At 58.6% G+C, this 24,858-nt stretch carries 28 protein-coding genes; 16 read left to right on the forward strand and 12 right to left on the reverse strand.

Annotated elements, in window-relative coordinates; genetic code table 11:
- The first annotated feature begins 4 nt into the window (after positions 1–4).
- From OK142_RS01295 to OK142_RS01305, 3 genes are all read left to right on the forward strand, one after another.
- The gene (locus tag OK142_RS01295; protein ID WP_498680782.1) at positions 5–1,741 is read left to right on the forward strand and encodes a sialate O-acetylesterase; all 1,737 of its coding nucleotides are present in this window, start codon (positions 5–7) and stop codon (positions 1,739–1,741) included.
- A 50-nt stretch (positions 1,742–1,791) separates the two neighbouring features.
- Complete coding sequence (locus tag OK142_RS01300) at positions 1,792–1,944, forward strand: hypothetical protein (RefSeq protein ID WP_498680783.1); 153 nt, start codon at positions 1,792–1,794, stop codon at positions 1,942–1,944.
- An 89-nt stretch (positions 1,945–2,033) separates the two neighbouring features.
- Positions 2,034–2,648 carry a hypothetical protein gene (locus tag OK142_RS01305; protein ID WP_498680784.1) on the forward strand — a complete coding sequence of 205 codons (615 nt, stop codon included), beginning with the start codon at positions 2,034–2,036 and terminating at the stop codon, positions 2,646–2,648.
- A gap of 164 nt (positions 2,649–2,812) precedes the next feature.
- Here the strand turns inward: OK142_RS01305 and OK142_RS01310 are convergent, their stop codons facing one another.
- From OK142_RS01310 to OK142_RS01325, 4 genes are all read right to left on the reverse strand, one after another.
- On the reverse strand, positions 2,813–3,226 hold the full coding sequence (locus OK142_RS01310; protein ID WP_498680785.1) for a hypothetical protein: 414 nt from the start codon (positions 3,224–3,226) through the stop codon (positions 2,813–2,815).
- Positions 3,227–3,299: 73 nt separating this feature from the next.
- On the reverse strand, positions 3,300–4,073 hold the full coding sequence (locus tag OK142_RS01315; RefSeq protein ID WP_498680786.1) for an SOS response-associated peptidase family protein: 774 nt from the start codon (positions 4,071–4,073) through the stop codon (positions 3,300–3,302).
- Positions 4,074–4,075: 2 nt separating this feature from the next.
- Complete coding sequence (locus OK142_RS01320; RefSeq protein ID WP_498680787.1) at positions 4,076–4,558, reverse strand: hypothetical protein; 483 nt, start codon at positions 4,556–4,558, stop codon at positions 4,076–4,078.
- Positions 4,559–4,822: 264 nt separating this feature from the next.
- A complete protein-coding gene (locus OK142_RS01325) occupies positions 4,823–5,062 on the reverse strand; it encodes a hypothetical protein (RefSeq protein WP_498680788.1) in 240 nt (79 codons plus the stop codon).
- 957 nt (positions 5,063–6,019) lie between these two features.
- Here OK142_RS01325 and OK142_RS01330 point away from each other — a divergent pair.
- Positions 6,020–6,406: a PAS domain-containing protein gene (locus OK142_RS01330; protein WP_003495926.1), complete on the forward strand. Its 387-nt coding sequence runs from the start codon at positions 6,020–6,022 to the stop codon at positions 6,404–6,406.
- Positions 6,407–6,459: 53 nt separating this feature from the next.
- Here OK142_RS01330 and OK142_RS01335 read toward each other — a convergent pair whose 3' ends face one another.
- On the reverse strand, positions 6,460–6,627 hold the full coding sequence (locus OK142_RS01335) for a Thivi_2564 family membrane protein (RefSeq protein WP_003495928.1): 168 nt from the start codon (positions 6,625–6,627) through the stop codon (positions 6,460–6,462).
- A gap of 121 nt (positions 6,628–6,748) precedes the next feature.
- Here OK142_RS01335 and OK142_RS01340 point away from each other — a divergent pair, with 121 nt between their 5' ends.
- A complete protein-coding gene (locus OK142_RS01340) occupies positions 6,749–7,177 on the forward strand; it encodes an OsmC family protein (protein WP_498680789.1) in 429 nt (142 codons plus the stop codon).
- Between the two features lie 3 nt (positions 7,178–7,180).
- Here OK142_RS01340 and OK142_RS01345 read toward each other — a convergent pair whose 3' ends face one another.
- The 3 genes from OK142_RS01345 to OK142_RS01355 are packed head-to-tail and all read right to left on the reverse strand — an operon-like array spanning position 7,181 to position 10,313.
- Positions 7,181–7,675, reverse strand: coding sequence for a peptide deformylase (locus OK142_RS01345; protein ID WP_498680790.1), 495 nt, complete (start codon positions 7,673–7,675; stop codon positions 7,181–7,183).
- 17 nt (positions 7,676–7,692) lie between these two features.
- Positions 7,693–7,995: a hypothetical protein gene (locus OK142_RS01350; RefSeq protein WP_498680791.1), complete on the reverse strand. Its 303-nt coding sequence runs from the start codon at positions 7,993–7,995 to the stop codon at positions 7,693–7,695.
- Positions 7,995–10,313 carry an FdhF/YdeP family oxidoreductase gene (locus OK142_RS01355; protein ID WP_498680792.1) on the reverse strand — a complete coding sequence of 773 codons (2,319 nt, stop codon included), beginning with the start codon at positions 10,311–10,313 and terminating at the stop codon, positions 7,995–7,997. Before OK142_RS01355 ends, OK142_RS01350 begins: the two co-directional genes overlap by 1 nt.
- Before the next feature lie 393 nt (positions 10,314–10,706).
- Here OK142_RS01355 and mgtE point away from each other — a divergent pair, with 393 nt between their 5' ends.
- On the forward strand, positions 10,707–12,134 hold the full coding sequence (mgtE, locus tag OK142_RS01360; RefSeq protein ID WP_003495940.1) for a magnesium transporter: 1,428 nt from the start codon (positions 10,707–10,709) through the stop codon (positions 12,132–12,134).
- A 71-nt stretch (positions 12,135–12,205) separates the two neighbouring features.
- Entirely contained in the window at positions 12,206–12,592 is a 387-nt protein-coding gene (locus OK142_RS01365; RefSeq protein WP_003495942.1) for a MerR family transcriptional regulator, read from the forward strand.
- A 177-nt stretch (positions 12,593–12,769) separates the two neighbouring features.
- Here the strand turns inward: OK142_RS01365 and OK142_RS01370 are convergent, their stop codons facing one another.
- Both OK142_RS01370 and OK142_RS01375 read right to left on the reverse strand, forming a co-directional pair.
- Entirely contained in the window at positions 12,770–13,735 is a 966-nt protein-coding gene (locus tag OK142_RS01370) for a heparan-alpha-glucosaminide N-acetyltransferase (RefSeq protein WP_498680793.1), read from the reverse strand.
- A 69-nt stretch (positions 13,736–13,804) separates the two neighbouring features.
- Positions 13,805–14,497 (reverse strand): DUF599 domain-containing protein, encoded by a 693-nt coding sequence (locus OK142_RS01375; protein WP_035242798.1) that lies wholly within the window; start codon positions 14,495–14,497, stop codon positions 13,805–13,807.
- 505 nt (positions 14,498–15,002) lie between these two features.
- Here OK142_RS01375 and cobU point away from each other — a divergent pair.
- The 5 genes from cobU (at position 15,003) to ccoP (ending at position 19,181) form a co-directional block, all read left to right on the forward strand.
- Entirely contained in the window at positions 15,003–15,524 is a 522-nt protein-coding gene (cobU, locus tag OK142_RS01380; RefSeq protein ID WP_498680794.1) for a bifunctional adenosylcobinamide kinase/adenosylcobinamide-phosphate guanylyltransferase, read from the forward strand.
- A 236-nt stretch (positions 15,525–15,760) separates the two neighbouring features.
- Positions 15,761–17,407, forward strand: a complete 1,647-nt coding sequence (gene ccoN / locus OK142_RS01385) for a cytochrome-c oxidase, cbb3-type subunit I (RefSeq protein WP_498680795.1) — start codon at positions 15,761–15,763, stop codon at positions 17,405–17,407.
- A 10-nt stretch (positions 17,408–17,417) separates the two neighbouring features.
- A complete protein-coding gene (ccoO, locus tag OK142_RS01390) occupies positions 17,418–18,149 on the forward strand; it encodes a cytochrome-c oxidase, cbb3-type subunit II (RefSeq protein ID WP_498680796.1) in 732 nt (243 codons plus the stop codon).
- A gap of 12 nt (positions 18,150–18,161) precedes the next feature.
- Positions 18,162–18,314, forward strand: coding sequence for a CcoQ/FixQ family Cbb3-type cytochrome c oxidase assembly chaperone (locus OK142_RS01395; RefSeq protein ID WP_006316283.1), 153 nt, complete (start codon positions 18,162–18,164; stop codon positions 18,312–18,314).
- A 3-nt stretch (positions 18,315–18,317) separates the two neighbouring features.
- Positions 18,318–19,181: a cytochrome-c oxidase, cbb3-type subunit III gene (gene ccoP / locus OK142_RS01400; protein WP_498680797.1), complete on the forward strand. Its 864-nt coding sequence runs from the start codon at positions 18,318–18,320 to the stop codon at positions 19,179–19,181.
- Positions 19,182–19,331: 150 nt separating this feature from the next.
- Here ccoP and OK142_RS01405 read toward each other — a convergent pair whose 3' ends face one another.
- Together OK142_RS01405 and OK142_RS01410 are read right to left on the reverse strand one after the other, a co-directional pair.
- Positions 19,332–19,688 (reverse strand): VOC family protein, encoded by a 357-nt coding sequence (locus OK142_RS01405; RefSeq protein WP_216331346.1) that lies wholly within the window; start codon positions 19,686–19,688, stop codon positions 19,332–19,334.
- An 11-nt stretch (positions 19,689–19,699) separates the two neighbouring features.
- Complete coding sequence (locus tag OK142_RS01410) at positions 19,700–20,104, reverse strand: SRPBCC family protein (protein WP_498680798.1); 405 nt, start codon at positions 20,102–20,104, stop codon at positions 19,700–19,702.
- 120 nt (positions 20,105–20,224) lie between these two features.
- On the opposite strand from OK142_RS01410, the gene ccoG reads away from it, so the two are divergent.
- Genes ccoG through ccoS form a run of 4 tightly spaced genes read left to right on the forward strand, consistent with a single transcriptional unit; the run spans position 20,225 to position 24,748 of the window.
- Positions 20,225–21,808: a cytochrome c oxidase accessory protein CcoG gene (ccoG, locus tag OK142_RS01415; protein WP_498680799.1), complete on the forward strand. Its 1,584-nt coding sequence runs from the start codon at positions 20,225–20,227 to the stop codon at positions 21,806–21,808.
- A complete protein-coding gene (locus OK142_RS01420; RefSeq protein WP_498680800.1) occupies positions 21,805–22,305 on the forward strand; it encodes a FixH family protein in 501 nt (166 codons plus the stop codon). Before ccoG ends, OK142_RS01420 begins: the two co-directional genes overlap by 4 nt.
- Positions 22,302–24,593, forward strand: a complete 2,292-nt coding sequence (locus tag OK142_RS01425; RefSeq protein WP_498680801.1) for a cation-translocating P-type ATPase — start codon at positions 22,302–22,304, stop codon at positions 24,591–24,593. The genes OK142_RS01420 and OK142_RS01425 overlap by 4 nt, the downstream gene beginning before the upstream one ends.
- Positions 24,590–24,748, forward strand: coding sequence for a cbb3-type cytochrome oxidase assembly protein CcoS (gene ccoS, locus OK142_RS01430; RefSeq protein WP_003495970.1), 159 nt, complete (start codon positions 24,590–24,592; stop codon positions 24,746–24,748). Before OK142_RS01425 ends, ccoS begins: the two co-directional genes overlap by 4 nt.
- The last annotated feature ends 110 nt before the right edge of the window (positions 24,749–24,858 follow it).

The raw sequence follows: 24,858 nt of genomic DNA on the forward strand, positions 1-24,858 counted from the left end.
ACCAATGCCATCTCGCGCGATCCTGAATAATTGGCCGCTGGTGCCGCCGACGCTGATTGTCACTCCCGACATTGCCACCGACGTAGTCATCATTGCGGCTGGGCAAAGCAACCAAGTCAACGGTTCCGGCGCAACTCCCGATGCTACGCTTGACCGCTTCCCAGATAACGCCGTTGTACTGTCTGCTGGAGCGACTGCCGTAAGCGCTCCTGTTCAGCCGCCATCCGCAACGCTGTTCGGTGTCGGTAATGGTTGGGGCGGCAATCCATCTCCGGCAATTCAGATAGTGAAGTTTATTTCTCGACGGTTGGCATCAGGAAAGAAAATCGTCGTTCTGCCTGTTGCAGTGCCATCCACGGGTCTTTGCGCTGGGACCGGAAATCCTTATTGGGACCCCGCAAAGACAGGCGGCGGCAACGCCGGTATTTCCTATCAGGATATGATTGATCGCGTGACAAAGGCGCTGGCTCTTTACCCCGGAGCAAAGGTCATCCTGTCTTGGCTGCAGGGTGAGAATGACACGGCGATTTCGAAGGACGTTTATAAGTCGACCTTCACCGCTCTGGTAAACGGTTTGCGCGCCATCCCCGGCGCGGAGCAGGCGGAAGTCATCATCCACCGGATGCTGATCACGGCCAGCTCGCCGGTCGGTAAGCGGAACATCGATCTTGCTCATCGCGAACTGGCGCTTGATCTTCCCCGCGTGATCTTTGCGGGCGCCGTCACTGGTGATGACGATAGCGGTGTTGGTGGCGCAGGTGTTCACTTCACGGCAGCCGGTCAACGGAAGGCAGGCGCCAAGGGTGCGCAGTTGCAGCCCTATATCGCGTCTCTCTATGCGTCAGCGCCGGCCACTCCTGTCAACTTCCAGATCGTCGGCAACAACTATTCTTTCGTTGTGCCCCCGACCTATGCCCCCGGCTATGATCTCGAGATTCAGGATGCCGATCTCGGCGGCGCGTGGACGGTCTATGAACTCCTGCCATCAGAAGGGCAAATGCCGGGTGAGATTATCACCGGCCGTGTTCCCGGTATCCGCAACGTCAATGTTCGCGTCCGCGCCAAGTCTCGCGGGGCATCAGGTCTTCAATATTCCGCTTACACGCCAACCCTCCAGTGCCTCAGCGGCGGCTGGTGGCACCGGCAGGTATTGGCAGCAATCGATTACACCAACAACCGCGCATACGTGAACGGTACGGCTTATGCGACGATTGCTGCTGCCGTTTCTGCTGGCGCGCTCACATCTTCGTCTACAGGCCACGCAGCATCCCTTACGGTTCCTTCCGCGTTTACCCTTCTGTCAAGCGGTGTAACTAGGGCGGCAGCTTTGGGAAGTGGCAGCACGGAAACACTCGCCTTCGTTGATGACGGGACCGCCAATAACATGGCCCGGTCAAACTACTGGTGGAACATTGGCGGCACTCTGTACATCGGGGGTCATGTTGTGACCGCCGGTACTGTCATCGGCGGCAATACGAACCTCATGGACACCGGCGCGAGTGCTGCATCCAGCACAGCGGTCAAGAACGCCGTTCGCGTGCAGTCCGGAAACTTCGGATCATGCGTGAACGGTGGCGCTATCAAGACCGTGGCGTCTGGAGCAATTCCGACCGGCATGACGACAATGCGAGCTGGTATCGGTCCAAGCGGCAACGCCTCATGGACTGGCACGAAGGGCTTGATTGAACTGGCCACTGTTGTCTTTTCAGACGATGAATTGGCAAAAGAGACATCACCCTGATCTAGTATTCTGCAACATTTAGAATCTCCATTACTTTAGGAGATTTGAAAATGGACAACTCAAAACTGATGGCGATTGAGGATCACCTTAAGGCCGCGTTGCTGTTGGCGGAACAGGCGAACATAGGCCTGCTAATATACTTGCTGAATATGGTGCTTCTTGAGGTGCAAGACCGGATTAAGGGACGCACCAGAGTTAATTGACGACACCCACGAAATCCGCCCTCGACCTGACCGGCCGGGGGTTTTCTTTTTCTCGCATGCAGGCTGGGATAATGGCAGGAAACGACGATATGGCGAACAACGGTAACATTGAGCGCAGTTACACCGATGCTGTTACCGCACAGCTTGGCGAGCGCGTCACCAATCTCGGGCGGCGCCAAAGCGATCTCGAGACAGAGATGCGCGCCGGGTTCAAGCAGGTTGAGAACGGCATGTCAGCCATCGCCAATGAGATGCGCAGTTCCATAGCCGCTCTCTCGTCCAACCTCTCAGAGCGGAACAAGCCTCAATGGTCAGCAATCGGCGTAGCTATCACCTTCTGCACCGTGATTGGAGGGCTGGCTTACTGGCCCATCAATTCGTCCACATCGAGGCTTGAGAGCGCCGTAGCGGTTTTGGCTGAAAAGGTGGTCACGCGTCAGGAGATGGACTGGCGGCAGGCTAGAGGCGCTGAGGACCGCAATCGAATGGAAGGATCGATCAAGGATATTCGTGATGCGCAAGTCCCTCGCGCAGAGCTTGAAAGGGTTTGGACGAGCCAGACGAACATCGATGCCGATCAGCAGCGCCAGCTTGATGAACTGAAGCAGGCACAAGGATCGGTGTACGGCGCGCGTGACGTGATACTAGACCTTCGTCAGCGGGTAGACCGTATGGAGCGTGAAAAGGCTTCACCGGGGAACTGAGACCGATTTAGGCTCATCCTTGTGCGGGTAGTGCTCCCAGCAGTGCCATGTTGATTTCTCAGCCTTCGACCGGCTGAAACCAAAGCCGCCCCATTCCTTGCACCCGGGATGCTCGCACCAGTGGTTCTCGTGAATGCCGTCGCCGGCTTTATTGGTCTGGTCGCTCACAGGTAGGCGTCTCCGGTTATGTCCATTGGACCCCGCGACGTCTCAATCAGCGGCCAGCGGACTTTCTTTTTCCATTCTGATAAAGCTTCGTCAGGAGACGTGCAAAACACCCACTCGATGAAGGCATCAGAAATGTTGGGGTGGTCGTAGAGAATGGCGGCGATGCCTTTGCGCTCGCTGAACAACACCTGAATCCTCGCTCCGGTCGGAATGTCGTCGTCATCGGCCCAGAGTTCCATGGCAACATATCCCGAATAGGCGGTGAGGTTGGATTCCCTATCAACTTCGGCGACCAGGCGCTTATCTAAATCTTCGTGAATGGCCTTCTGCACTCCGAAGAAATCGCCATCTTCCAGAAATCCCTTTGGGTAGACACCATGATTTTCGAGAATGTAGGGGCGAATATGCATCTTCCTCCTCCTCTATCCGAATAGTGGGTTTGCTCTCCTCATCGACATGCATTCATCTGGCGGTGGCCGCCGGTTATAAAAGCCTTCCTTGCTCGACTGGTTCTCCGCTTCGCGAAACAATCGTTGAGCCATAAGGTTCACGTGACAACACAATCAAGGCATCGTTTGGCAGTGGGCGGGCGAGGTGCTTTGCCTCATCCCAAGGCGCCCGCATCCAGACGTCAGTTTCTTCCTTCGTCAACAAAAGAACGGGCATGGCCTTCTCGTGGATGGGCCTAACGAGATCATTCGGATCGGTCGTCAGGAAGCCATAGAGATCGTCGGTTGTGAGCCCGTCCTTCACCTTGCGGACGCTTTTCCATTGCGGCACGTGGATGCCCGCGAAGAACATGAGTGATTTTGCCTCGTCTCGAGCGAACCAGGCGTTAGGCACATTGCCGCCTTCCTGTCTGCTGGCCGGGTCTGGTTCGGCGAAGCTTGTGACCGGGACGATGCATCTGTGTTCGACGCCGAACCATCGCGTCCAGTGAGGCAGGTTGAGCTTGCGCACATTCGTCACGCCACGGTCAGGCTCCATTCGGATGAGTTCATCCATATCGACGGCCTTGCCCTTGGCCTTCAGTTTGTCCGCTCTTGCTTCGGCGGCCTTCTTCTGGATGAAGATCGGCGAAGGCAGGCCCCAGCGCGCATGCACGAGCTGCTTCTGGCCGGCCGCCGTGTTTCGAACAATCGGCCCCATCTGGTCGGGGTTCATTTGATAGGCCGGCATCAGGTTGATCAGGCTTTCGGCGTCCTGAGCCCACTTCGAAACCCAATCTTTGTCTTCCATTCGGTAGAGATTACACATGCTCACCTCGGCAATTTTGCAATTGTGATGTAGGAGCCGCCCTTCTCGCCGCACTTCCGGCACTTCAGACGTGGCTGTAATTCCTTGAGGGGCGTATTACCCCCGACCATCTTTAATAGCTTCCAGCGTGGTAACTCCGTCACATGCTTGCACGATCCACAACCTGCTACAACAACTTCCCAAGAGCGTAGATCGAACACTCGCACACCGGCAGACTCTTCTTCTTGCGCCGCTTTCGCTGATCGTTCCTCGGAGGTCCAATAGTAGCTGATCCTGCATCGCGGTCCGAAGTCTTCCTTCGATTTCGGGCAGCCTATAAGTTTCTGTGCGATCATGCGGAGCGGGCTTGCGGCCGGGGTGGCGGTAAACTCGGCTTTTACCGCCTTGCCATCAAACGACCGAAGAATCTCGCAATCCTCGCAGATGACCCATATTTTTTCTCTGTCGAGTTCCTTGTACTCGTAGCCGTTATCGTTTGCTGTCATCCCGGTTTTCATTCGGTAGCCAGCCTCTCGTAAATCCTCTACCCATTGCTGCCGTCGCTAGCGCAAGCTGCAACCGCAAATGCTGGATGTCGTCCATCAGGGTCTCTATTGCAGCGCGGCTATCTCCATCGTGCCATCCAATGATGTGGTCCACCGGATCGGCTTCCGGTTCCTGTCTTTCTGGGCGCACGTTCTCATTCTCCTGTCTCAGAGTGTCAAAATCTTTCCCTGTTTTGAAAGACGCGCGCCCCCGCGCCGGTTAAATCAGTCTGGCATCAAGTCGGCAATTTGCCCGTGCGAGACGAGCAGACGCGGGTTTGCCATGGTGCCGCTTTCCTCATCCACCGTCACAGCATAAGCGGCAACGCCCACATGACGAGGGGCCATTGCGCCTGCGATTTTCTCGGCGGAGGCTTGATTGGACGCCTGCCGCATCTCGCCCGGAACAACACCGCCACGGCTATTTTTGAACTGCACGACAATTATCTTTTCAGCGTCGGCCATATTTCAATTCCTTCGTTTGTTCTACGAATGTTCTCATTTTAGCAGAGAGTCAAGAACAGATATCTGGAATCGGGCGTGAGTATTTTTGGGAGCGATGGCCATTGATATGCACCCGTCATTCCCAACCCAATTATTGGACAGGCAAACGGTTATCCACAAAGCCCATTTTCTGTGGAGAGATTGTAGTAAAGGGGAACGACCGTTGACCGAGCAGGACATAGAAAACGTTGGACCACAGATCGGTAACCAGTTGTTTTATATTGCCGTTAAATGCACTGCATTGGACCATTTACATTAAATAAAATCATATACTTAGGTCAATTTTCCGAGTCTTCTCGACCGCACCAAAGAAACCCGCTTCGGCGGGTTTTTTCTATTTTAGCCAATCGGTTGCCAGCACACTTCCCAGAACAAGAATTCCGTTGGTGCCGACTATGCGTGCCGCATTTGTCTCTTATCCACAGGCGACTATGAGAATTTGGGGGCGGCAAATAATCGATTTGCCGCCGACCGGACGCGATGTTCTGACAGCCTAGCGTCGAATGATATTCGAGGCGGTGCCGTTGTCCTGATGGTTGCCGTCACCGACGCGATAAGGATCGCCATCCATGACCTGATCCATCCGCCATCCGCTTCCTCGATATGGACTTTCCCATGTCTGGCACCCAGCAAGAAAAACGGTTGCCGACAGCAGTCCAAGGGTAAGGGCGGTTCGCAGCATATTAGCCTCCTTCGAAATTTTAGCGCAAAGCTATGTAGGTGCAGGCGAACGGCTTTACGATATCTTTTCAGAATTTATCGCCGCCTGGAGGCCGGCATCCGGTCACGGTCATCATCAAATTTCGGTGGATATCGATGCACGCTGCAGTAGTCGGGCGGTTCCCCCTACAAAAACGAGGGGTGGAATATTAGAGGTCTGATGTTAGCTTTTGTCAGGAAAAATGTCTGGGGGTTTTCGTGCAAGGGGACAAAACGGATTCAGACAATGCGCTCGGCTATTATATGTGGAGCATTTCCGACAACAGGTTGATCATGGATGCGGTCACCGCAGAATGCCATGGGTTTTCCGAAACCGTCGCGTCGCGGGGTGTGACGATCGAGGATGTTCTCGAGAGAATCGATGTCGAAATGCGCGATCAGGTGGCGCAGGCGATTTTCGACAGTATCACCACCGGCGTCTTCTTTGATCAGCGCTACAGGGTCAATCTGCCCGATGGTTCGGCCCGTTGGATCGTGGCGAAGGGAAGGGCGCTTTTTGATGCGGACAACACGCCGTTTCTTGGCATCGGCAGCGTTCGGGACATTACCCTTAAAAAAGCCTATCAGTTCGAGCCGCGCCAGTAACGCAAAAAAGAGGCGGCTTTCGCCGCCTTTTTTGTTCGCGCTATGCCGGGACATCAGAAGACGGCGAGATATTTCAGCAGCGAAATAATACCGATAATGATGACGATGATCTGCGCGATCTGTTTCGCGCCGCCGCCCACGGGCAGTCGTGCGATGAGCCACAAGACGAGCACGATCACCAGGAAGGTGATCAGAATGCTGACGAGCGTAGATGTAACCATATGTCCCAGCTCCCTGTAAAATAAAGGTTCAACGGTCGTTCACCGTTGTGTGAGTAAAAAGCGCCAGATAGGTTTTTGTTCCATGCGATCGGTTGCGTGCGATTAAATCAGGATTTTTTGAATGGTGGGCGGTGCGAAAGTGAAGATGAGGCCGGTTGGCGCGACAGCCAGGGTCGGGCGGCTTGGTCGCCCAGCCATTTCGACGAGGACCGGCGGTGCTCTTGAGATCGTGACCGGCGTCTCGGAGCCGGGCTTCAACCCGCTCGATCTTCTTTATTCGTCGCTTGCCGCATGTCTGGCGATCAGCGCCCGCATCGCGGCGAGCCACATGGGCATGCTGGACCGCTTCGAAGGCGTTGCCGTTGACGTTGCCGGTGAGAAATCCGCAGAGGAGCCCTATCGTATCGTCCGTTTCGATATCAAGATCGAGATTGCCGGCGATTTCGATGAGGCGACCCGCGCGGCACTGGCGCATGCGGCGGAGGATATCTGCACCGTCAGCAACACGCTGAAGGGCGAGGCGGAATTTGTGCTGTCGGTTGCCGGCTGATCGTTACGGCTTGCGGGATTTTTCCCATTTTTTCACCAGCCGGTCGCGCTTGAGCTTCGAAAGCCGCTTCAGCCAGAAGACGCCGTCGAGCTGGTCGATCTCATGCTGGATGCAGATGGCGTGAAAGCCTTCGGCAGTTTCGTTATGTTCCACACCTGCCGCGTCCTGAAACCTTAACTCGATCTCGGATGGCCTCTCCACCTCATCGGTGAAGCCCGGCATCGAGACGCTGCCTTCCATATGCCGCATGGTTTTCGCGGACTGGCTGAGAATTTCGGGGTTGATGTAGGTGAGGACTGTTCCCGGTGTCAGTTCGAGCACGAAGACGCGCTGCCTTACGCCAATATGGGCCGCGGTAATGCCGACGCCGGGGGCGGCGCGCATCGTGTCGGTCAGGTCTGTGACCAGGTCCTGCAGATGATCGTCAAAAACGGTGACTGGCCCGCAAGTCTCGGAAAGGCCTGAATGAGGGTAGGGCAGGATCGGCCTGATTGCCAAGGAATGCTCCGTTCGTTTCAGTTTCGGGAGGGCAACGCGGCAAGCGCCTGTCCTTCCGCCGTCGCCTCCAGAAAGCTGCGTTGGGTGCGGGCGTCTCGTTTCGTCACCCGCACGAAGCGAGGCGTGAGCGCTGCGATTTCGCGCAGAACGAGAGCGTGCGCAAGGCCCAGCCGGTTTGCGATGCTGCGGCTGTCGGTGGCAATGTCTTGACAGATCGCCAAGAGGATCGCCGCACCCGTCGCGGTAAGAACCGAGGAGGATGCCTGCTGGATCTGCTCCACCGCCGCCATGAAGGCGGCAGCGGATTGCTCTTCATCCATCAGGAAGCATCCGCCTTCAAGGGAGCATCGGCAAGCAGGCGGACGGAAACCAGCACCGATTTCGATGTCGGCGTGAAGCTGCCTTCGCCATAGCTCGACAGCGGCACCAGCACGTTCAGTTCCGGATAATAACCGCCGACGCTGCCGCGCGGGATATTGTAGGGCACGAGCCGGAAGTTTTCCGCGATGCGTTCCACGCCATCACCATATTCGCCGATGACATCGACACGCTGGCGGGAATGGGCGCCGAGCGCTTCCATATCCGCAGGGTTCATGAAGATGACGTGGCGTTCGCCATAGACGCCGCGATACCGATCGTCCATGCCGTAAATCGTGGTGTTGTACTGATCGTGGCTGCGGAAGGTCTGCAGCACGAAAAGATTGTCGCGGCTGAGCGCCTGCTGGTGCTCTGTCTGTTCGGGAAGCGGGCCTGTGTAGAAGGTCGCCTTTTTCGCCGGCGTGTTCCACTGCCGTTCGGCCGCCGTGTTGCGCAGATGAAAACCGCGCGGCACGCGGACGCGCTCGTTGAAATTGTCGAAGCCGGGAATGACCCGCTCGATCATGTCGCGAATGAGATCGTAATCATCGGCGAGCGCCTTCCAGTTGACATGCGCATTGCCAAGGGTGGCTTCCGCTATGCCGGCAACGATGGCGACTTCCGAGCGCAGTTCGTCCGAGGCCGGCGGGTTGATGCCGCCGGAACCATGCACCATGCTCATGGAATCCTCGACCGTAACGATCTGCGACCGGCCTGCTGAATTGCGATCGATTTCCGTTCGCCCGAGGCAGGGCAGCACGAAGGAGGTTTCGCCCGGCACCAGATGCGAATGATTGAGCTTGGTGGCGATATTCACCGTGAGTTTCTGCTTCTCAAAAGCCTTGATGATCAGCGGGCTGTCGGGCGTCGCCCGCAGGAAGTTGCCACCGAGCGCGATGAAGGTCTGAGCCTTGCCATCGAGCATGGCAGCGACAGCCTCCACTGTGTTGTGGCCGGGCTTGCGCGGCATGGAAACGCCGAGTTCCTTCTCCAGCGCGTCGAGAAGGGCAGGCGGCGCTTTCTCGTCGATGCCTACGGTGCGGTCGCCCTGCACGTTTGAATGGCCGCGAACGGGGCAAAGGCCGGCGCCCGGCCGGCCGATATTGCCGCGCAACAGCATGAAATTGGTGATTTCGCGAATGATGATGACGGAGTGCCGGTGCTGTGTGACACCCATGGCCCAGGTGGCGATGACCGAACCGGCATTCATGTAGATGCTGGCGGCTTCTTCGATCTGGGCGCGCGTCAGGCCGGACTGGTCGAGAATGGTTTCCCAGTCGGTTGCCTCGACGGCGGCGCGATAGGCCTCGAATTCCACCGCGTGTTCGGCGAGGAAATCGTAATCGATGATGGCGGGTTCTCCCGCCGCCCTTGCGGCATCATCGGCGGCGAAGACCGCCTTGCTCATGCCGCGCACGGCGGCCATATCTCCGCCCTGCCGGGGCTGGTAATAATTGGTGGCGATCCTGGTATTGCCGCCGGTGATCATCTCGATCTTGTCCTGCGGATCGGCAAAGCGTTCCAGACCCTTTTCACGGATAGGATTAAGGACGGCGATCTTGGCGCCGCGAAGGGCGGCACGGCGCAGATCGCCCAGCATGCGGGGATGGTTGGTGCCGGGGTTCTGGCCGATCACGAAGATGGCGTCCGCCTGTTCGAAATCCTCCAGCAGCACCGTGCCCTTGCCGACGCCGATCGACGCTTTGAGGCCAACGCCGCTTGCCTCGTGGCACATGTTGGAACAGTCGGGGAAATTATTGGTGCCATAGAGCCGTACCATCAACTGATAGATGAACGCTGCCTCGTTGGAGGCGCGGCCGGACGTGTAGAATTCCGCCCGGTCCGGGCTGTCGAGGCTGTTCAGGATCCTGCCGATTTCGGCAAAGGCATCGTCCCAGGATACGGGAAGATATTTGTCGGTCGCCCGGTCGTAGCGCATCGGGTTGGTCAGGCGGCCCTGTTTTTCCAGATCATAGTCGGACCAGCCGCGTAGTTCGGACAGGGTATGGGCGGCAAAAAAATCCGGCGGCACGCGGGCCTCCGTCGCCTCCCACGCGACTGCCTTGACGCCATTTTCGCAGAATTCGAAGGAGGAGCCGTGTTCGGGATCGCCCCAGGCGCAGCCTGGACAGTCGAAACCATCCGGCTGGTTTGCCTTCAGCAGCGTACGTGCGCCGGAAATCGGCGCTCCTGTTTCCAGAAGCCGTTTGCCGACGCTTTTAAGCGCACCCCAGCCACCTGCGGCAGACGATGCCTTGCCGATGAAATCCGTCTTGCTCATTGCTTTGGCTTTCCCGAAATCGCGTTCGCGACCGCGTGGTCGCTGCGGCCGATCCTATGTAAAAAAGCTGTTTCAGAATCGCCTATGGACGACATATGTCAATCTCTATCTTGCTGCTGCCGGGAACGGTAAGAGGTCTCTTCCGGCTATCTCCGTGGAACGGCAGGGGTGTGCAACGCGTTGAGAGAATTGCGGCGTCATGCACGTCTGGCGCGCCATCGAGTAGTGTTGCGTCCTTAAATCGCGGTCTCGCAAAGCGGCGGTTCATGACATTTGCGTCGCAGTCGGGAGGCTTGTTGTTTTCCGCCTATCCGGTTGTTGACAATATACTTTTTAACGCCATTCTGCCTGCGCATTCGTGCACTGCGGCATTTGAATACAAGAGGACGCCAGATGACAGACCGTGACGACGATCTTGTCGCGCCCGAAGAGTTGAGGCCGGCAGAGGCACCTTCCGATATCTACGCCGAAGACGGGTCCGTTCGCTCGGACTTTCTGACGATGGTCGGGGCGGCGATCGCTGACCGCGACCTGCTTTTCCTGCGCAAGAACGTGGCGCGGCTGCACGAGTCGGAACTTGGTGACGTGCTCGAATCCATCCTGCCGGAACAGCGCCATGCGCTGGTTCGGCTATTGGGTTCCGATTTCGACATGACGGCACTGACCGAGGTGGATGAAGGCATCCGTCTCGATATCGTCGACCAGATGTCGAACGAGCAGATCGCCGCCGGTATCGGCGAGCTGGATTCGGACGACGCGGTCTACATTCTCGAGGATCTCGACGACGAGGACCGCGAGGATATTCTTTCGCAACTGCCATTCACCGAACGGGTGCGGCTGATGCGGGCGCTGGATTATCCGGAAAGCTCGGCGGGCCGCCGCATGCAGACGGAATTCGTCGCCGTGCCGCCGTTCTGGACTGTCGGGCAAACCATCGACTATCTACGCGAGGAGGAGGAGCTACCGGATTCTTTCACGCAGATATTCGTCATCGACCCCACCTTCAAACTGGTTGGTGCGCTTGATCTCGACAAGGTGCTGCGCGCCAAACGTCAGGTGAAGATCGAAACGATCATGCACGAGACGAACCACTCCATTCCGGCCGAGATGGACCAGGAAGAGGCGGCGCAGCTTTTCGAGCAATATGACCTTCTCTCCGCCGCCGTCGTTGACAATAACGGCCGGCTGGTCGGTGTGCTCACCATCGATGACGTGGTCGACGTCATTCAGGAAGAGGCGGAAGAGGATCTGCTCAGACTGGGCGGCGTGGGCGACGAAGAATTGTCTGACAGCATTGTCAGTACCTCGCGCTCCCGCGTGCCGTGGCTTGCAGTCAACCTCCTGACCGCCTTTCTGTCCGCCTCGGTGATCAGCCTGTTTGATGCGACCATCCAGCAGATCATCGCGCTGGCGATCCTGATGCCGGCAGTCGCCGGCATGGGCGGCAATGCCGGATCGCAGACCATGACAGTGTCGGTGCGGGCGCTGGCGACCAAGAGCCTCGATATTCACAACGCCGCCCGCATCATCCGGCGTGAGGCGGGTGTGGGCATCCTCAACGGCATGCTGTTCGGCTGCGCCATCGGTGTCGTTGCCGGTATCTGGTTTCAGGATGTGCATATTGGCGGCATCATCGCCACCGCCATGTGTCTGAACATGCTGGCGGCAGCGCTGGCAGGCATTCTCATTCCGCTGGTTCTCGACAAGTTCGGGGCCGACCCCGCCGTCTCCTCGGCGGTCTTCGTCACGGCGGTGACTGACATTGTCGGCTTTTTTGCCTTTCTCGGTATCGCGACCTGGTGGTACGGTATTTCCGGATAGGCGGGGCAGGCAAAAATTGACTTTTACGTGAAGGTCAAATAATATTATCCGATTATGAATCGGATAGGCCCTTGGACAAGTATTATAGCATAACCGAACTGACACGCGAATTCGGTGTTTCCACCCGCACCCTGCGATTTTACGAGGATGAGGGGCTGATTCACCCTGAGCGTCGCGGGCGCACGAGGCTTTTCAGGGCCGCGGATCGCCGTCTTATTCAAGAGATTCTGCGCGGCCGCCGTATCGGTTTCACGATTTCCGAAATTCGCGAGATTATTCACGTCTACAAGGAGCCGCCCGGCGAATCGGGCCAACTGGTGCTTCTGATGAAGAAGGTCGATGAAAAGCGCGCCGATCTCAGACAAAAACGCAAGGACATCGAAGAGACCCTTGCTGAACTCGACAATGTCGAGGAAGCCTGTCTGACCCGGCTTGCCGAAATCGGCGTGGGGACTTGAACGAGGGCCCTGGCTGTCGCGCTTAAGGCGCGCTTTTAGAGGTCGAGACCTCTCCTTCGTCACCCTCGGGCTTGACCCGAGGGTCCACAGCGACGTCGATGGATCCTCGGGTCAAGCCCGAGGATGACGTCGGGTGTAGGACAACACGCCGTCCCTCTATGACCCCGCAACTTTTCCCTACTGCGCCTCAACCGTGCACTGCTGCGCCACTTCGCTGACCTTGGTCTGCTGATCGGCGCTGAGCTTGCCTTCCATCATCGTGTCGAAGAGGTTTTCCGCCTGCAGCTTTTCCAGCGTGCAGCCGCAGAAACGCTGGCACAATTCCAGCCCGTTCGGCTGTTCGACACAGCTCTTTTCGCAGCTTGATTTGTAAAGCTCCACCTGATCGACCGGTGGAGGCGGAGCCGCCTGCGACAGGACGTAGACGAGGCCAATCAGCACCGGCTGGTGGATAAGGTAGAAGGCCAGACTGTGACGGCCGGCGCTTGCTATCAGATTGCGTGGTGAACTGGGGCTGCGAAAACGATCCAGCCAGTCGCGCGGCGTGACGAACTGCGAGACAGCGAGCCCGGCAAGAAAGGGCGCAAGCCATGGCAGGAGTGGCACATAGTCGTTCGAGCGCGGCGGCATGGTGGAGAAGCCGATCCAGGCCAGCCACTTGCTGTTGAACAGGTCAAACTGGACATACTGCGGCAGCGCAAAGGCAATCACTGCGAAAAGCAGCGTTACGGGCGCCGGCGCGCGCAGAAACAGCAGGCCCACGAGGCTTGCGGCGGCGATATTATGCAGGATGCCGAAAAAGATGAAGCTGTCCGGAAAGGCGAAATACGTGGCGATGGTGATGAGCAGCGCCGAGCCGGCCACCATCGCAAAACGCTTGCCGAAGGACGACCAGTTCAAGCCTTTGCCATGGGCGAGAAACAGGCTGAAGCCGGCCAGGAACAGGAACGAGCTTGCAATGCCGCGCGCATAGAGCTTCCAGAGGCCGGTGGTCGCCGTGCCGGGTTCGAGATAGCCGAAATATTCCAGGTTCCACGTGAAGTGATAGGATGCCATGGCGATGAGCGCCAGCCCGCGCAATGTATCGAGACCGCCGATGCGGCCTTTGCGGCGGTTTTCGTTTGCGGCTGTGTTTGTGTCCATGGTTCCCGCTTTTTCAGCTTTTTGGAGGGCCAATATTCACTCGGGCTTGGCCCTTGAAGTGCGGCTATTTCAAGGCCGGGTTTCTTCCATGATGGCGCGGCGCGCCTCGGAAAAGAACTGACGGCGCAACAGCGCCACGATGATGATGACGGTGCTGGCAATGAAGACATAGGGGCTGATGAACCAGCCGAGATAACCGATGGACAGAAAGATCGTCCGCAGGCCGTCATTGAAGTTCTTAGCAGCGATGATGTTCATCTTTATGACGTTTTCAGCCGCGCGCTCCGCCGCCTCACGGTCCGAATTGACGTCGTGGACCATGGGAATGGCGCCGAATAGGATCGTGCAATAGTTGAACAGACGGTAGGACCAGCCGAACTTGAAGAAGGAATAACCGAAAAGACAGGTGAGCCCGATGACCTTCAGCTCGAAGGCCGTGCGTCCGGCATAGTGCACGAAAGGCATGTCGCGAAACACCGATTCCACCTGCTCGGTCGCGCCCAGAAGAGCGAAACATCCGCCGATGGCGAAGATGGAGGTGGAGGCGAAAAAGGCGGTGCCATTCTGCAGGCCGGCCATGATCTGCGTGTCGATCATCTTCAGGTCGCGTTTGAGGGAGTTCATGATCCACTCACGCCGGCGCTCGGCCATGGCCTGATTGAGGCTGGTTCTCGAAAACAGCGTCCTTCCCGTCGTGACATGCGTATAGACGGCCCACAGCACTATGAAAACGACGATCGAAATATAGTCCATGATGGTCATCACGGGCAGGCCACCTTGCTGTTTGCGAATCTTCGAAAGCATATTGATTTGAAGGCCATGCCAAGGCAATGGCAGCGGCCTCCGTCAGCCGATATTCTGCCGCGGCGTTGCAGCTTGATCATTTTATTTTCTGCTAACGTTCCGGTAACCAAGTGGCTTTATCAATCCTCTCGCGGACAGCAGGTCTGCCGGTTCCGGGTAAGGTTTTGCGTACCGGTTCCGCTTTGATTTTCCGGCCATATCGCGTCCCGATTGACAGGGCCGCCTTTCGCACCTAGCCTTTCATGAGGACCGGTGTTTCCGGCGCCCGGAGTTGTCAGGACTTTGATATGATCCGCATCCTGCGGACAGGTTTTGATCTCTCCGGCCCGGTATCAGCGGCAGTCCGGCATGAGCAACCGGGGGATGCCTTTTTCTACGAATCGTTCCCTTCATGTCCGCGCCGCCTCTGGCTTGCACCATCGCAAAGACGCCGGTCCGCTCCATCCTCTCTTTCAGGTTTCCCATGACAGATAAAAACCGCTCCGTTTTCATTCTTGGCGGTGCGCGGTCGGGCAAGTCCCGTTTCGCCGAAGAGCTTGCGGGGACCGCCGGCGGGCATCTGCATTATCTCGCCACCGGCCGGGCGTGGGATGATGAAATGCGCGATCGCATCGATCACCATCAGGCGCGGCGCGGCGGGGAATGGACAACCCACGAGGCGCCGGTCGATATCGCTGCGGTGCTTACGTGGCTCGATGCGTCGGACAATGTCATCCTCATCGACTGCCTGACATTGTGGCTCACCAATCTGATGATGGAAAATGCCGATATCGAGCCCGCCTTCGCCGGGCTTGAGGCGGCGATCGCTTCCACGAGGGCGAGACTCATTCTGGTCTCCAACGAGGTTGGTCTCGGCATCGTGCCGGAAAACCGCATGGCGCGGGAATTTCGCGATCATGCCGGGCGGCTGCATCAGCGCGTCGCCGCAATTGTCGGCGAGGTCTATTTCGTTGCTGCCGGACTGCCATTGAAGATGAAGGGCTGATAGCGCCCGCCTCTTAAGCAGGGACCAACTCGCAGCCCGGCCTTTTTGCAGTGAGATTGCCTGTCCGTAACTGCACCGTTTTTCTCCCGCTGCGACAGCTTTGCTTTCTTGATCTGAATCAAGGTGGCTTTCCCACGCCGGTGGCAATGCTCCAACCGACGCAAAGGCCCGTTTCCGCTTAGTCAAGCGCGCGCCGTGCCTTTCGTCGGTCGCTTGCACGTTGGGGGAAACCAACAATGAATTACACGTTAGAAACCGCGATCGTGGCCCTCGGGGCCTTTCTCGCGTTGCTCGGGGCGGCTTTCGCTCACGACAGTCTTTTCGCCGCCCATATGTGGGTGCTGTTTTTTACGCTTCTGGTCAGCACGGTGCTTCTGCTGCGCCGCGTTTCCTTCGCGCCGGTTGATCAGGCTGCGCGCGCGCGCCTCAAGTCGGAGTATTTCGACGAGGTGGTGAAATACGGTGTCATCGCCACCGTGTTCTGGGGCGTCGTCGGTTTTCTGGTCGGGGTCGTGGTCGCGTTGCAGCTTGCCTTTCCCGATCTCAACATCGCGCCTTATTTTAACTTCGGCCGCATGCGGCCGCTGCACACCTCCGCGGTGATCTTCGCTTTCGGGGGAAATGCGCTGATCGCGACGTCATTTTACGTTGTGCAGAGAACCTGTCGTGCACGCCTGTTCGGCGGCAATCTCGGCTGGTTTGTCTTCTGGGGTTATAATCTCTTCATCGTCATGGCCGCCACCGGCTACCTGCTTGGTATCACGCAGGGCCGCGAATATGCCGAGCCGGAATGGTATGTCGATATCTGGCTGACAATTGTCTGGGTCGCCTATCTCGTTGCCTTCCTCGGTACGATCCTGATGCGCAGGGAGCCGCATATCTATGTGGCGAACTGGTTTTATCTCGCCTTCATCGTCACCATCGCCATGCTGCACATCGTCAACAATCTGGCGATACCCGTGTCGTTCCTCGGGGTGAAGAGCTACTCGGCTTTCTCGGGTGTGCAGGACGCGCTGACGCAATGGTGGTACGGCCATAACGCCGTCGGCTTTTTCCTGACCGCCGGCTTCCTCGGCATGATGTATTATTTCATTCCCAAGCAGGTGAACCGCCCGGTCTATTCCTACCGCCTGTCGATCATCCACTTCTGGGCGCTGATCTTCATGTATATCTGGGCCGGTCCGCACCACCTGCACTATACGGCGCTGCCGGACTGGGCGCAGACGCTCGGCATGGTGTTCTCGATCATGCTGTGGATGCCGTCCTGGGGCGGGATGATTAACGGCCTGATGACGCTTTCGGGCGCCTGGGACAAGATCCGCACCGATCCCATCGTGCGCATGATGGTGATGGCGGTGGCCTTCTACGGCATGGCGACTTTCGAGGGGCCGATGATGTCGATCAAGGCCGTCAACTCGCTCAGCCACTATACCGACTGGACCATCGGCCATGTGCATTCGGGTGCTCTTGGCTGGAACGGCATGATCACCTTCGGCGCGATCTACTACCTGACGCCGAAACTCTGGGGCAGGGAGCGTCTCTACAGCCTGCAACTGGTCAACTGGCACTTCTGGCTCGCCACGCTCGGCATCGTCATTTACGCCGCCGTCATGTGGGTGGCCGGCATCCAGCAGGCGCTGATGTGGCGCGAATACGATACGCAGGGCTTCCTCGTTTATTCCTTCGCGGAATCGGTCGCGGCGCTGTTCCCCTATTACGTGATGCGTGCACTGGGCGGCCTGATGTTCCTCAGCGGGGCACTGATCATGGCCTACAACGTCACGATGACCATCCTCGGTCATCAACGCGACGAAGGCGTTCACACGGATGCCGAGGCTTCGGCGCAGCCCGCCGAAACCCGTTCGCTACAGCCTGCTGAATAAGGAGGGGCCGATGTCCATACTCGACAAACACGGCGTCATCGAACGCAACGCCACGCTGCTTCTGGTCGGCTCCCTGCTGGTCGTCTCGATTGGCGGCATCGTGGAAATCGCACCGCTCTTCTATCTCGAAAACACCATCGAGAAGGTGGAAGGCATGCGACCCTACACGCCGCTGGAGCTTGCCGGGCGCAACATCTACATCCGCGAGGGATGTTACGTCTGCCACAGCCAGATGATCCGGCCGTTCCGCGACGAGGTGGAGCGTTACGGGCATTACAGCCTGGCGGCGGAATCCATGTACGACCATCCGTTCCAGTGGGGCTCCAAGCGCACGGGGCCTGACCTCGCGCGCGTCGGGGATCGTTATTCGAACGAATGGCATGTGCAGCATCTGGCCGATCCGCGCTCGGTGGTGCCGGAATCGATCATGCCGTCCTATGCGTTTCTGAAAACCACGCAGCTGAAGATCACCGATATCTCGATGGAGCTGAAGGCTAACCGCGCCGTCGGTGTGCCCTATAGCGACGAGATGATCGAGAAATCCGCCGCCGATCTTGCCGCCCAGGCTGACCCGAATGCGGATTCGTCGGAACTCCTGGCGCGTTATCCGAAGGCGAAGGTGGGCGATTTCGACGGCGATCCGACAAAGCTCACCGAAATGGATGCTCTGGTCGCCTATCTGCAGATGCTCGGCACGCTGGTCGATTTCTCGACCTATGACGATGCCGCCGGATATCGCTGAGGAGGCGAAACGATGGAAACCTATACGGCCATGCGCCACTTTGCCGACAGCTGGGGTCTGCTTGCCATGACCCTGTTCTTCGCCGGCGTCGTCGTTTTCACCCTTCGCCCCGGCTCGAAAAAGGCCGCGGACGATGCCGCCAGCATTCCGCTCAGGGAGGACTAGGATATGTCCGAAAAACACATTGATGACATCAGCGGCGTCGAAACCACCGGCCACGAATGGGACGGTATCCGCGAGTTGAACAACCCCATGCCGCGCTGGTGGGTCTGGACCTTCTACGCCACCATCATCTGGGCAATCGGCTATACCATCGCCTTTCCGGCATGGCCGCTGATCAACGGCGCGACACAAGGCTTGCTCGGCTGGAGCAGCCGCGGCGAGATTGCCGCCGATATGGCTGACGCGAAGCAGACGCAGAGCGTTTACGTCGACAGGATCGCCAGCTCCTCACTCGCCGAAATACAGGCCGATCCGACCCTGAGACAATTTGCCCTTTCCGGCGGTGCCGCCGCTTTCAAGGTCAATTGTATCCAGTGTCACGGTTCCGGTGCCGAGGGCGGGCAGGGTTATCCCAACCTCAACGATGACGACTGGATGTGGGGCGGGAGCGTCGAGGATATCTATACGACGGTGAAGCACGGCATTCGTTTTGCCGACGATGCGGATACACGCGCTTCGGAAATGCCGGCCTTCGGCGACATCCTCAAGTCGGACGAAATCCGCGAAGTCGCCGCCTATGTCGTCAGCCTCACCGGCAAGCCCGCCAATCCGGCGCTGGTGGAACCGGGCAAGCAGCTTTTCGCTGATAATTGCGCCTCGTGCCACGGTGAGGATGCCAGGGGTAATCGGGAATTCGGCGCACCTAACCTTGCCGACGCCATCTGGCTGAAGTCCCATGGCGAAGAGGGCATTGTCTCGCAGATACGTTCGCCGAAGCACGGCGTCATGCCCGCCTGGGGTGCGCGTCTCGGCGATACCACCGTCAAGCAGCTTGCGATCTTCGTGCATTCGCTGGGCGGTGGTGAGTGATTGCTAAACAGGAAAAGGAAAGGGCCGCGTGATGCGGCCCCGGCCCAAGACGAATAACTAACCTTCCCACATACTCCACGTCATCCTCGGGTCAAGCCCGAGGATGACGTGGAGAGGTTTCAATAGACGGGCCGCTATGCGGCCCTTTTCTTATCGATCCGACCAGACGGCCAGCTCGTATCCATCAGGATCGGTGAAGTGAAAGCGGCGTCCGCCGGGAAAGGCGAAGATCGCGACGCTGATCTGTCCACCGGCTGCCTCGACGCGCCGTTGCATATCCTCGATATCGGCGGCGTAGAGAATGACAAGCGGCCCGCCCCTGGCGGAGACCGGTGCTGTGGTGGTGAAACCGCCGGTCAGCCGGCCGTCGGAAAATTCGCAATATTGCGGGCCATAATCCTTGAAGGACCAGCCGAAAGCGCCGCCGTAAAATTCCTTGCTGCGCTCGATATCGGTCACATTGAACTCGACGTAATCGATCCGCCGGTCGTTCGTATTCGTGGTCATTGTTTTCTCCATCATTCCGTTTCGAGCAGCGACTTCAATGTTTCGAGGTCTGCCCGGACCATTTGCGCATCCCGTTCGAAATCTTCGTCCGTCATGCCCGGAAGGCGAAGCAGCGTGAAGCTGACTTCAGCGCCGCTGCCATTCGGCGTCACCCGCAGCGCGTTATAGACCTTCAGGCCATCGGGCAATGTGACGACATGGTCTACCACGCCGAATTCGTTTGTCGGCGCGAAATTGACGCGCACTTCACCGAGCGGCCCGCCATCGGCAATCCAGTCTTCGCCTTGCGGTCTGAGGCCGCCTGCAAGACCGGCGGCCCAACGCGGCATGGTCTGCGGATCGGACGTGAAATCATAGACATGGCTCCACGGTTTTTCGATCGACAGATGAATGATTCTCGACTGCATGACAGGCATCGCATCCTCCCTTTACGGTGCAGTCCTCTCACTGCGCCACTTTGTCGTCGCTTGATGTAAGTCAAGGATGTTTTGCCGGTGAGATGGGAGAAAGCAAGGAGATAAAAATGGACTCCTGACATGAACATCTATCGCGCCGGACAAGATCGCCCGCAACAGTCCGTTGAAAGGCTGGAGGCGGAAGCCGTCAATTCGGCAAAGACGCGTAAACCCCTCTATGAGGCGCGCAAGAAGATTTTCCCCAAGCGGGCCGAGGGCCGGTTCCGCCGGTTCAAATGGCTGGTGATGCTCGTCACCCTCGGCATCTATTATCTGACGCCGTTTTTGCGCTGGGACAGGGGACCTTATGCGCCCGATCAGGCGGTGCTGATCGATATCGCCAACAGGCGCTTTTATTTCTTCTTCATCGAGATATGGCCGCAGGAGTTCTTTTTCGTCGCCGGACTGCTGGTCATGGCGGGGCTGGGGCTGTTTCTCGTCACCTCCGCGGTGGGTCGCGCATGGTGTGGGTATACCTGTCCGCAGACCGTCTGGGTGGACCTGTTTCTGGTCGTAGAGCGGGCGATCGAGGGTGACAGGAACGCCCGCATGAAGCTGGATGCCGCGCCCTTCACATTCGAAAAGCTGCGCAAACGCGTCCTGAAACATGCGATCTGGCTGGTGATCGGCGTTCTGACCGGTGGCGCCTGGATCTTTTATTTTGCCGACGCGCCGACGCTGGCGATGCAGTTCGTGACCGGGCAGGCGCCGATGATCGCCTATTCGACCGTCGCGATCCTCACCGCCACGACCTACGTTTTCGGCGGGCTGATGCGCGAGCAGGTCTGCACCTATATGTGTCCCTGGCCGCGTATCCAGGCGGCGATGCTGGATGAGAATTCACTGGTCGTGACCTATAATGACTGGCGCGGGGAGCCACGCTCAAGACACGCCAAAAAGGCCACTGCAGCAGGGGAGAGCATCGGCGACTGCGTCGATTGCAATGCCTGCGTGGCGGTCTGTCCCATGGGCATCGACATCAGGGACGGCCAGCAGCTGGAATGCATCACCTGCGCGCTCTGCATCGATGCCTGCGACGGGGTGATGGACAAGATCGGCAAGCCACGCGGGCTGATCGCCTATGCGACGCTGTCCGAATACCAGTCCAACATGGCGCTTGCGACCGGCAACGGCCGGCACGCGATCCGTCCCGCCAATGTGCGCAATGAGGATGACAGTTTCAAAAACAGCATTCGCCATTTCGACTGGCGCATCGTCTTCCGTCCGCGCACGCTTCTTTATACGGCGATCTGGGCTGCCGTCGGCATCGGCCTGCTGGTGGCGCTGGTGACGCGCGAGCGGCTGGCGCTCAATGTCCTTCATGACCGCAATCCGCAATATGTGCTGGAATCGAGCGGCTCCGTCCGCAACGGCTACACGGTCCGCATCCTCAACATGGTGCCGCAACCGCGCACGATAAGCCTGACCATCGAGGGCATTCCGAATGCGGTGATGAAGATCAACGGCGTGTCGGATGCAGCCTCACGCAGCTTCGAGGTGATGGTGGAGCCGGACGAGGCGACGACGCTGAAGGTCTTCGTCACCCTGCCGGGCGGGGATGTGGCGCGGGCTGCGGAAAACTTCGGATTCATCGTCAGCGATACGGGCGGCCATGAGACGGCCCGTTACGATGCCGTCTTCAACGCTCCGGGAGTGAAGAAATGACAACCAATAAAAGCCAGGCATCCGGCTTCGTTTTCACCGGCTGGCATATGCTCGGCGTGATGGTGCTGTTCTTCGGCACGATCATCACCGTCAACATGGTGATGGCGTGGAATGCCGTTACCAGCTGGAGCGGGCTGGTGGTGCCCAATACCTATGTCGCCAGCCAGCAGTTCAACGCCAAGGCCGAAGCCGCCAAGGCAAGGGCTGCGACCGGCATCAAGGGCAAGCTGGTGGTGGATGAAAACACCGTGCGCTACGAGGTGTTTCATCCCGATACTGGTCCTGTGGATACGGACACGGTAACGGCGCATTTCCGCCGGCCGGTGGGTGAACACCAGAATTTCGACATGGAGCTGACGCCGGTTTCCACCGGTGCCTTCACGGCCAAGCACGACATGTTGCCGGGCCAGTGGATCGTCGAGGTCACCGCCGTCAAGGACGGCAGGATCATCGTGCACGAGGGCACGCGGATCGCCGTCATCCGGGGGCGCAAATGAGTTGCTGCGCACCCGGAACGGAAGGATCGATACAACTTGGCGAGCCGGTCAACCCACCCTCATCAGAGGAGCTGATGCTGGCAAGCCGCGATCTGGGGCAGGGGCTGCGCCAGACCGACCTCAGCGTGCCGGGCGTTTATTGCGGGGCCTGCATCACCACCGTTGAGACCGCGCTCCGCCGTCTGCCGCAAGTGGAACAGGCGCGTGTGAACCTGTCGTCCAAACGGGTGGCGATTGTCTGGAGGGAGGAGATCGACGGCATCAGGACTGACCCCGCCGATCTCGCCCGTGCGATCCTTGAAACGGGTTACCGCACGCATCTTTTCGCGAGTGGACAGGATGCCTCCGACGCATTGCGTTCGCAGCTGATCAGGGCGGTGGCGCTCTGTGGCTTTGCTTCGGCCAATATCATGCTTTTGTCCGTCTCCGTCTGGTCCGGGGCCGATGCGGCGACGCGCGATATGTTCCACTGGATATCGGCGATGATCGCCGCGCCGGCGCTGATCTATGGCGGGCGTTTCTTTTATCAGTCGGCGTGGAATGCGCTGAAGCATGGCCGCACCAATATGGATGTGCCGATTGCGCTCGCCATCACGCTTTCCTATGCCGTGTCGCTTTGGGAAACCATTCATCATGGCGAACACGCATGGTTCGACGCAACCGTATCGCTGCTGTTCTTCCTGCTGATCGGCCGCGCGCTTGACCATATCATGCGCGACAGGGCGCGTTCGGCCATTGCCGGGCTGGCCCGGCTTTCGCCGCGCGGCGCGACCGTGGTCAGTGAGGACGGAACGCGGGAATATCGTCCGCTTGCCGATGTGCTGCCCGGCATGGCGATTGCAATTGCCGCGGGTGACCGCGTGGCCGTGGATGCGATGGTCATCAGCGGCAGCAGCGATCTCGACATGTCCATCGTCAACGGCGAAAGCGCGCCGCGCCGGGTGGAGGCGGGCGATCTGCTTCAGGCCGGTACGCTCAATCTCACCGGTTCGCTGACGGCGCGGGTGACCGCATCGGCAAAGGATTCGTTTCTCTCCGAAGTGATCGGGCTGATGGAGGCGGCGGAAGGTGGGCGGGCGCGTTACCGGCGCATCGCCGACCGCGCCGCGAGCTATTATTCGCCCGTCGTGCATCTTCTTGCTCTCGTGACCTTCCTCGGCTGGGGCATTTTTGGCGGTGACTGGAAACAGGCTATGCTGATCGCGATTGCGGTTCTCATCATCACCTGCCCCTGCGCGCTTGGTCTCGCCGTTCCGGTGGTGCAGGTGGTGGCGGCAGGGCGGCTTTTCCGGCATGGCATCATGGTCAAGGAAGGCTCGGCGATGGAGCGACTGGCCGAAATCGACACCGTGCTGTTCGACAAGACAGGCACCCTGACGGTTGGAAAACCGAGGCTGGTGGAAACCGGCGATGTGAAGCCAGCAACGATGGCGATTGCCGCCGGCCTCGCTGCCCATTCGCGCCACCCGCTGTCTAAAGCCCTGCATGCCGCCTATGCCGGAACTTTACCGGTCTACGACGCGGTGCGAGAAATTCCCGGTTCCGGCGTCGAGGCAAAGACGGCGGCGGGAACCTATCGGCTTGGCAATCGCCGGTTTGCCTGCCCGCAAGACACACAGCCGGAAAATGACGATGCGCGCTCGGAAGTGGTGCTCTCGCTCGACGGCCGGCATCTGGCGACGTTCGGTTTCGAGGACAATCCGCGACCCGGTGCAATGCAGGCATTGCGCGGCCTATCTGCGCGGGGACTGGTGCAGGAAATCGTGTCCGGCGACCGGGCAGCCGCGGTCAAAGCCATGGCGCATCGTCTGGGGATAACCAAATGGAACGCGGACCTGTCGCCGAAAGACAAGGCGGGGCGTTGTGTGGCGCTGGCAGGCGAGGGGCGAAAGGTACTGATGGTGGGTGATGGCATCAATGATGCACCTGCGCTTTCTGCAGCCCACGTTTCCATGGCGCCTGCCACCGCCGCCGATATTGGTCGGCAGGCCGCCGACTTCGTCTTCATGCATGAGGATCTCAATGCCGTTCCCGTCGCAATCGAGACATCGCGTCTGGCCGGACGGCTCATCCGGCAGAATTTCGCTCTCGCCATTGGTTATAATGTCATCGCCGTGCCGATTGCGATTGCCGGTTACGCGACGCCGATGATCGCCGCCATCGCCATGTCGACATCGTCGCTGATCGTCGTTGCCAATGCCCTGCGTCTTGCGGGAAAGGCCGAGCCAGTTTCGAGGAATGAGGCGGTGATGACGGAATTTACGGGCGAGGGGGCGCAAGCGGCATGAACATGCTGATCTATCTCATCCCCGTCGCACTGTTTCTTGGTGCGCTCGGGCTCTTTGCCTTTCTCTGGTCGGTGCGATCAGGGCAATATGAGGATATGGATGGGGCGGCCTGGCGGGCGCTCGATGACGGAGACGACCGGCCGCGTTCTTCCTAGCGGTGTTCTGAGCTTGCCTCGACCTGTCGCAAATATGCAAAGCTGATTTGCGTCATCAAAATTTAATCGTTTCAGTCGCCCCTAGCCTTGCCGTTTGTTCATTACAGTGC

Source organism: Agrobacterium sp. BT-220-3 (assembly GCF_025910175.1).
Classification (GTDB): Bacteria; Pseudomonadota; Alphaproteobacteria; order Rhizobiales; family Rhizobiaceae; genus Agrobacterium; species Agrobacterium oryzihabitans.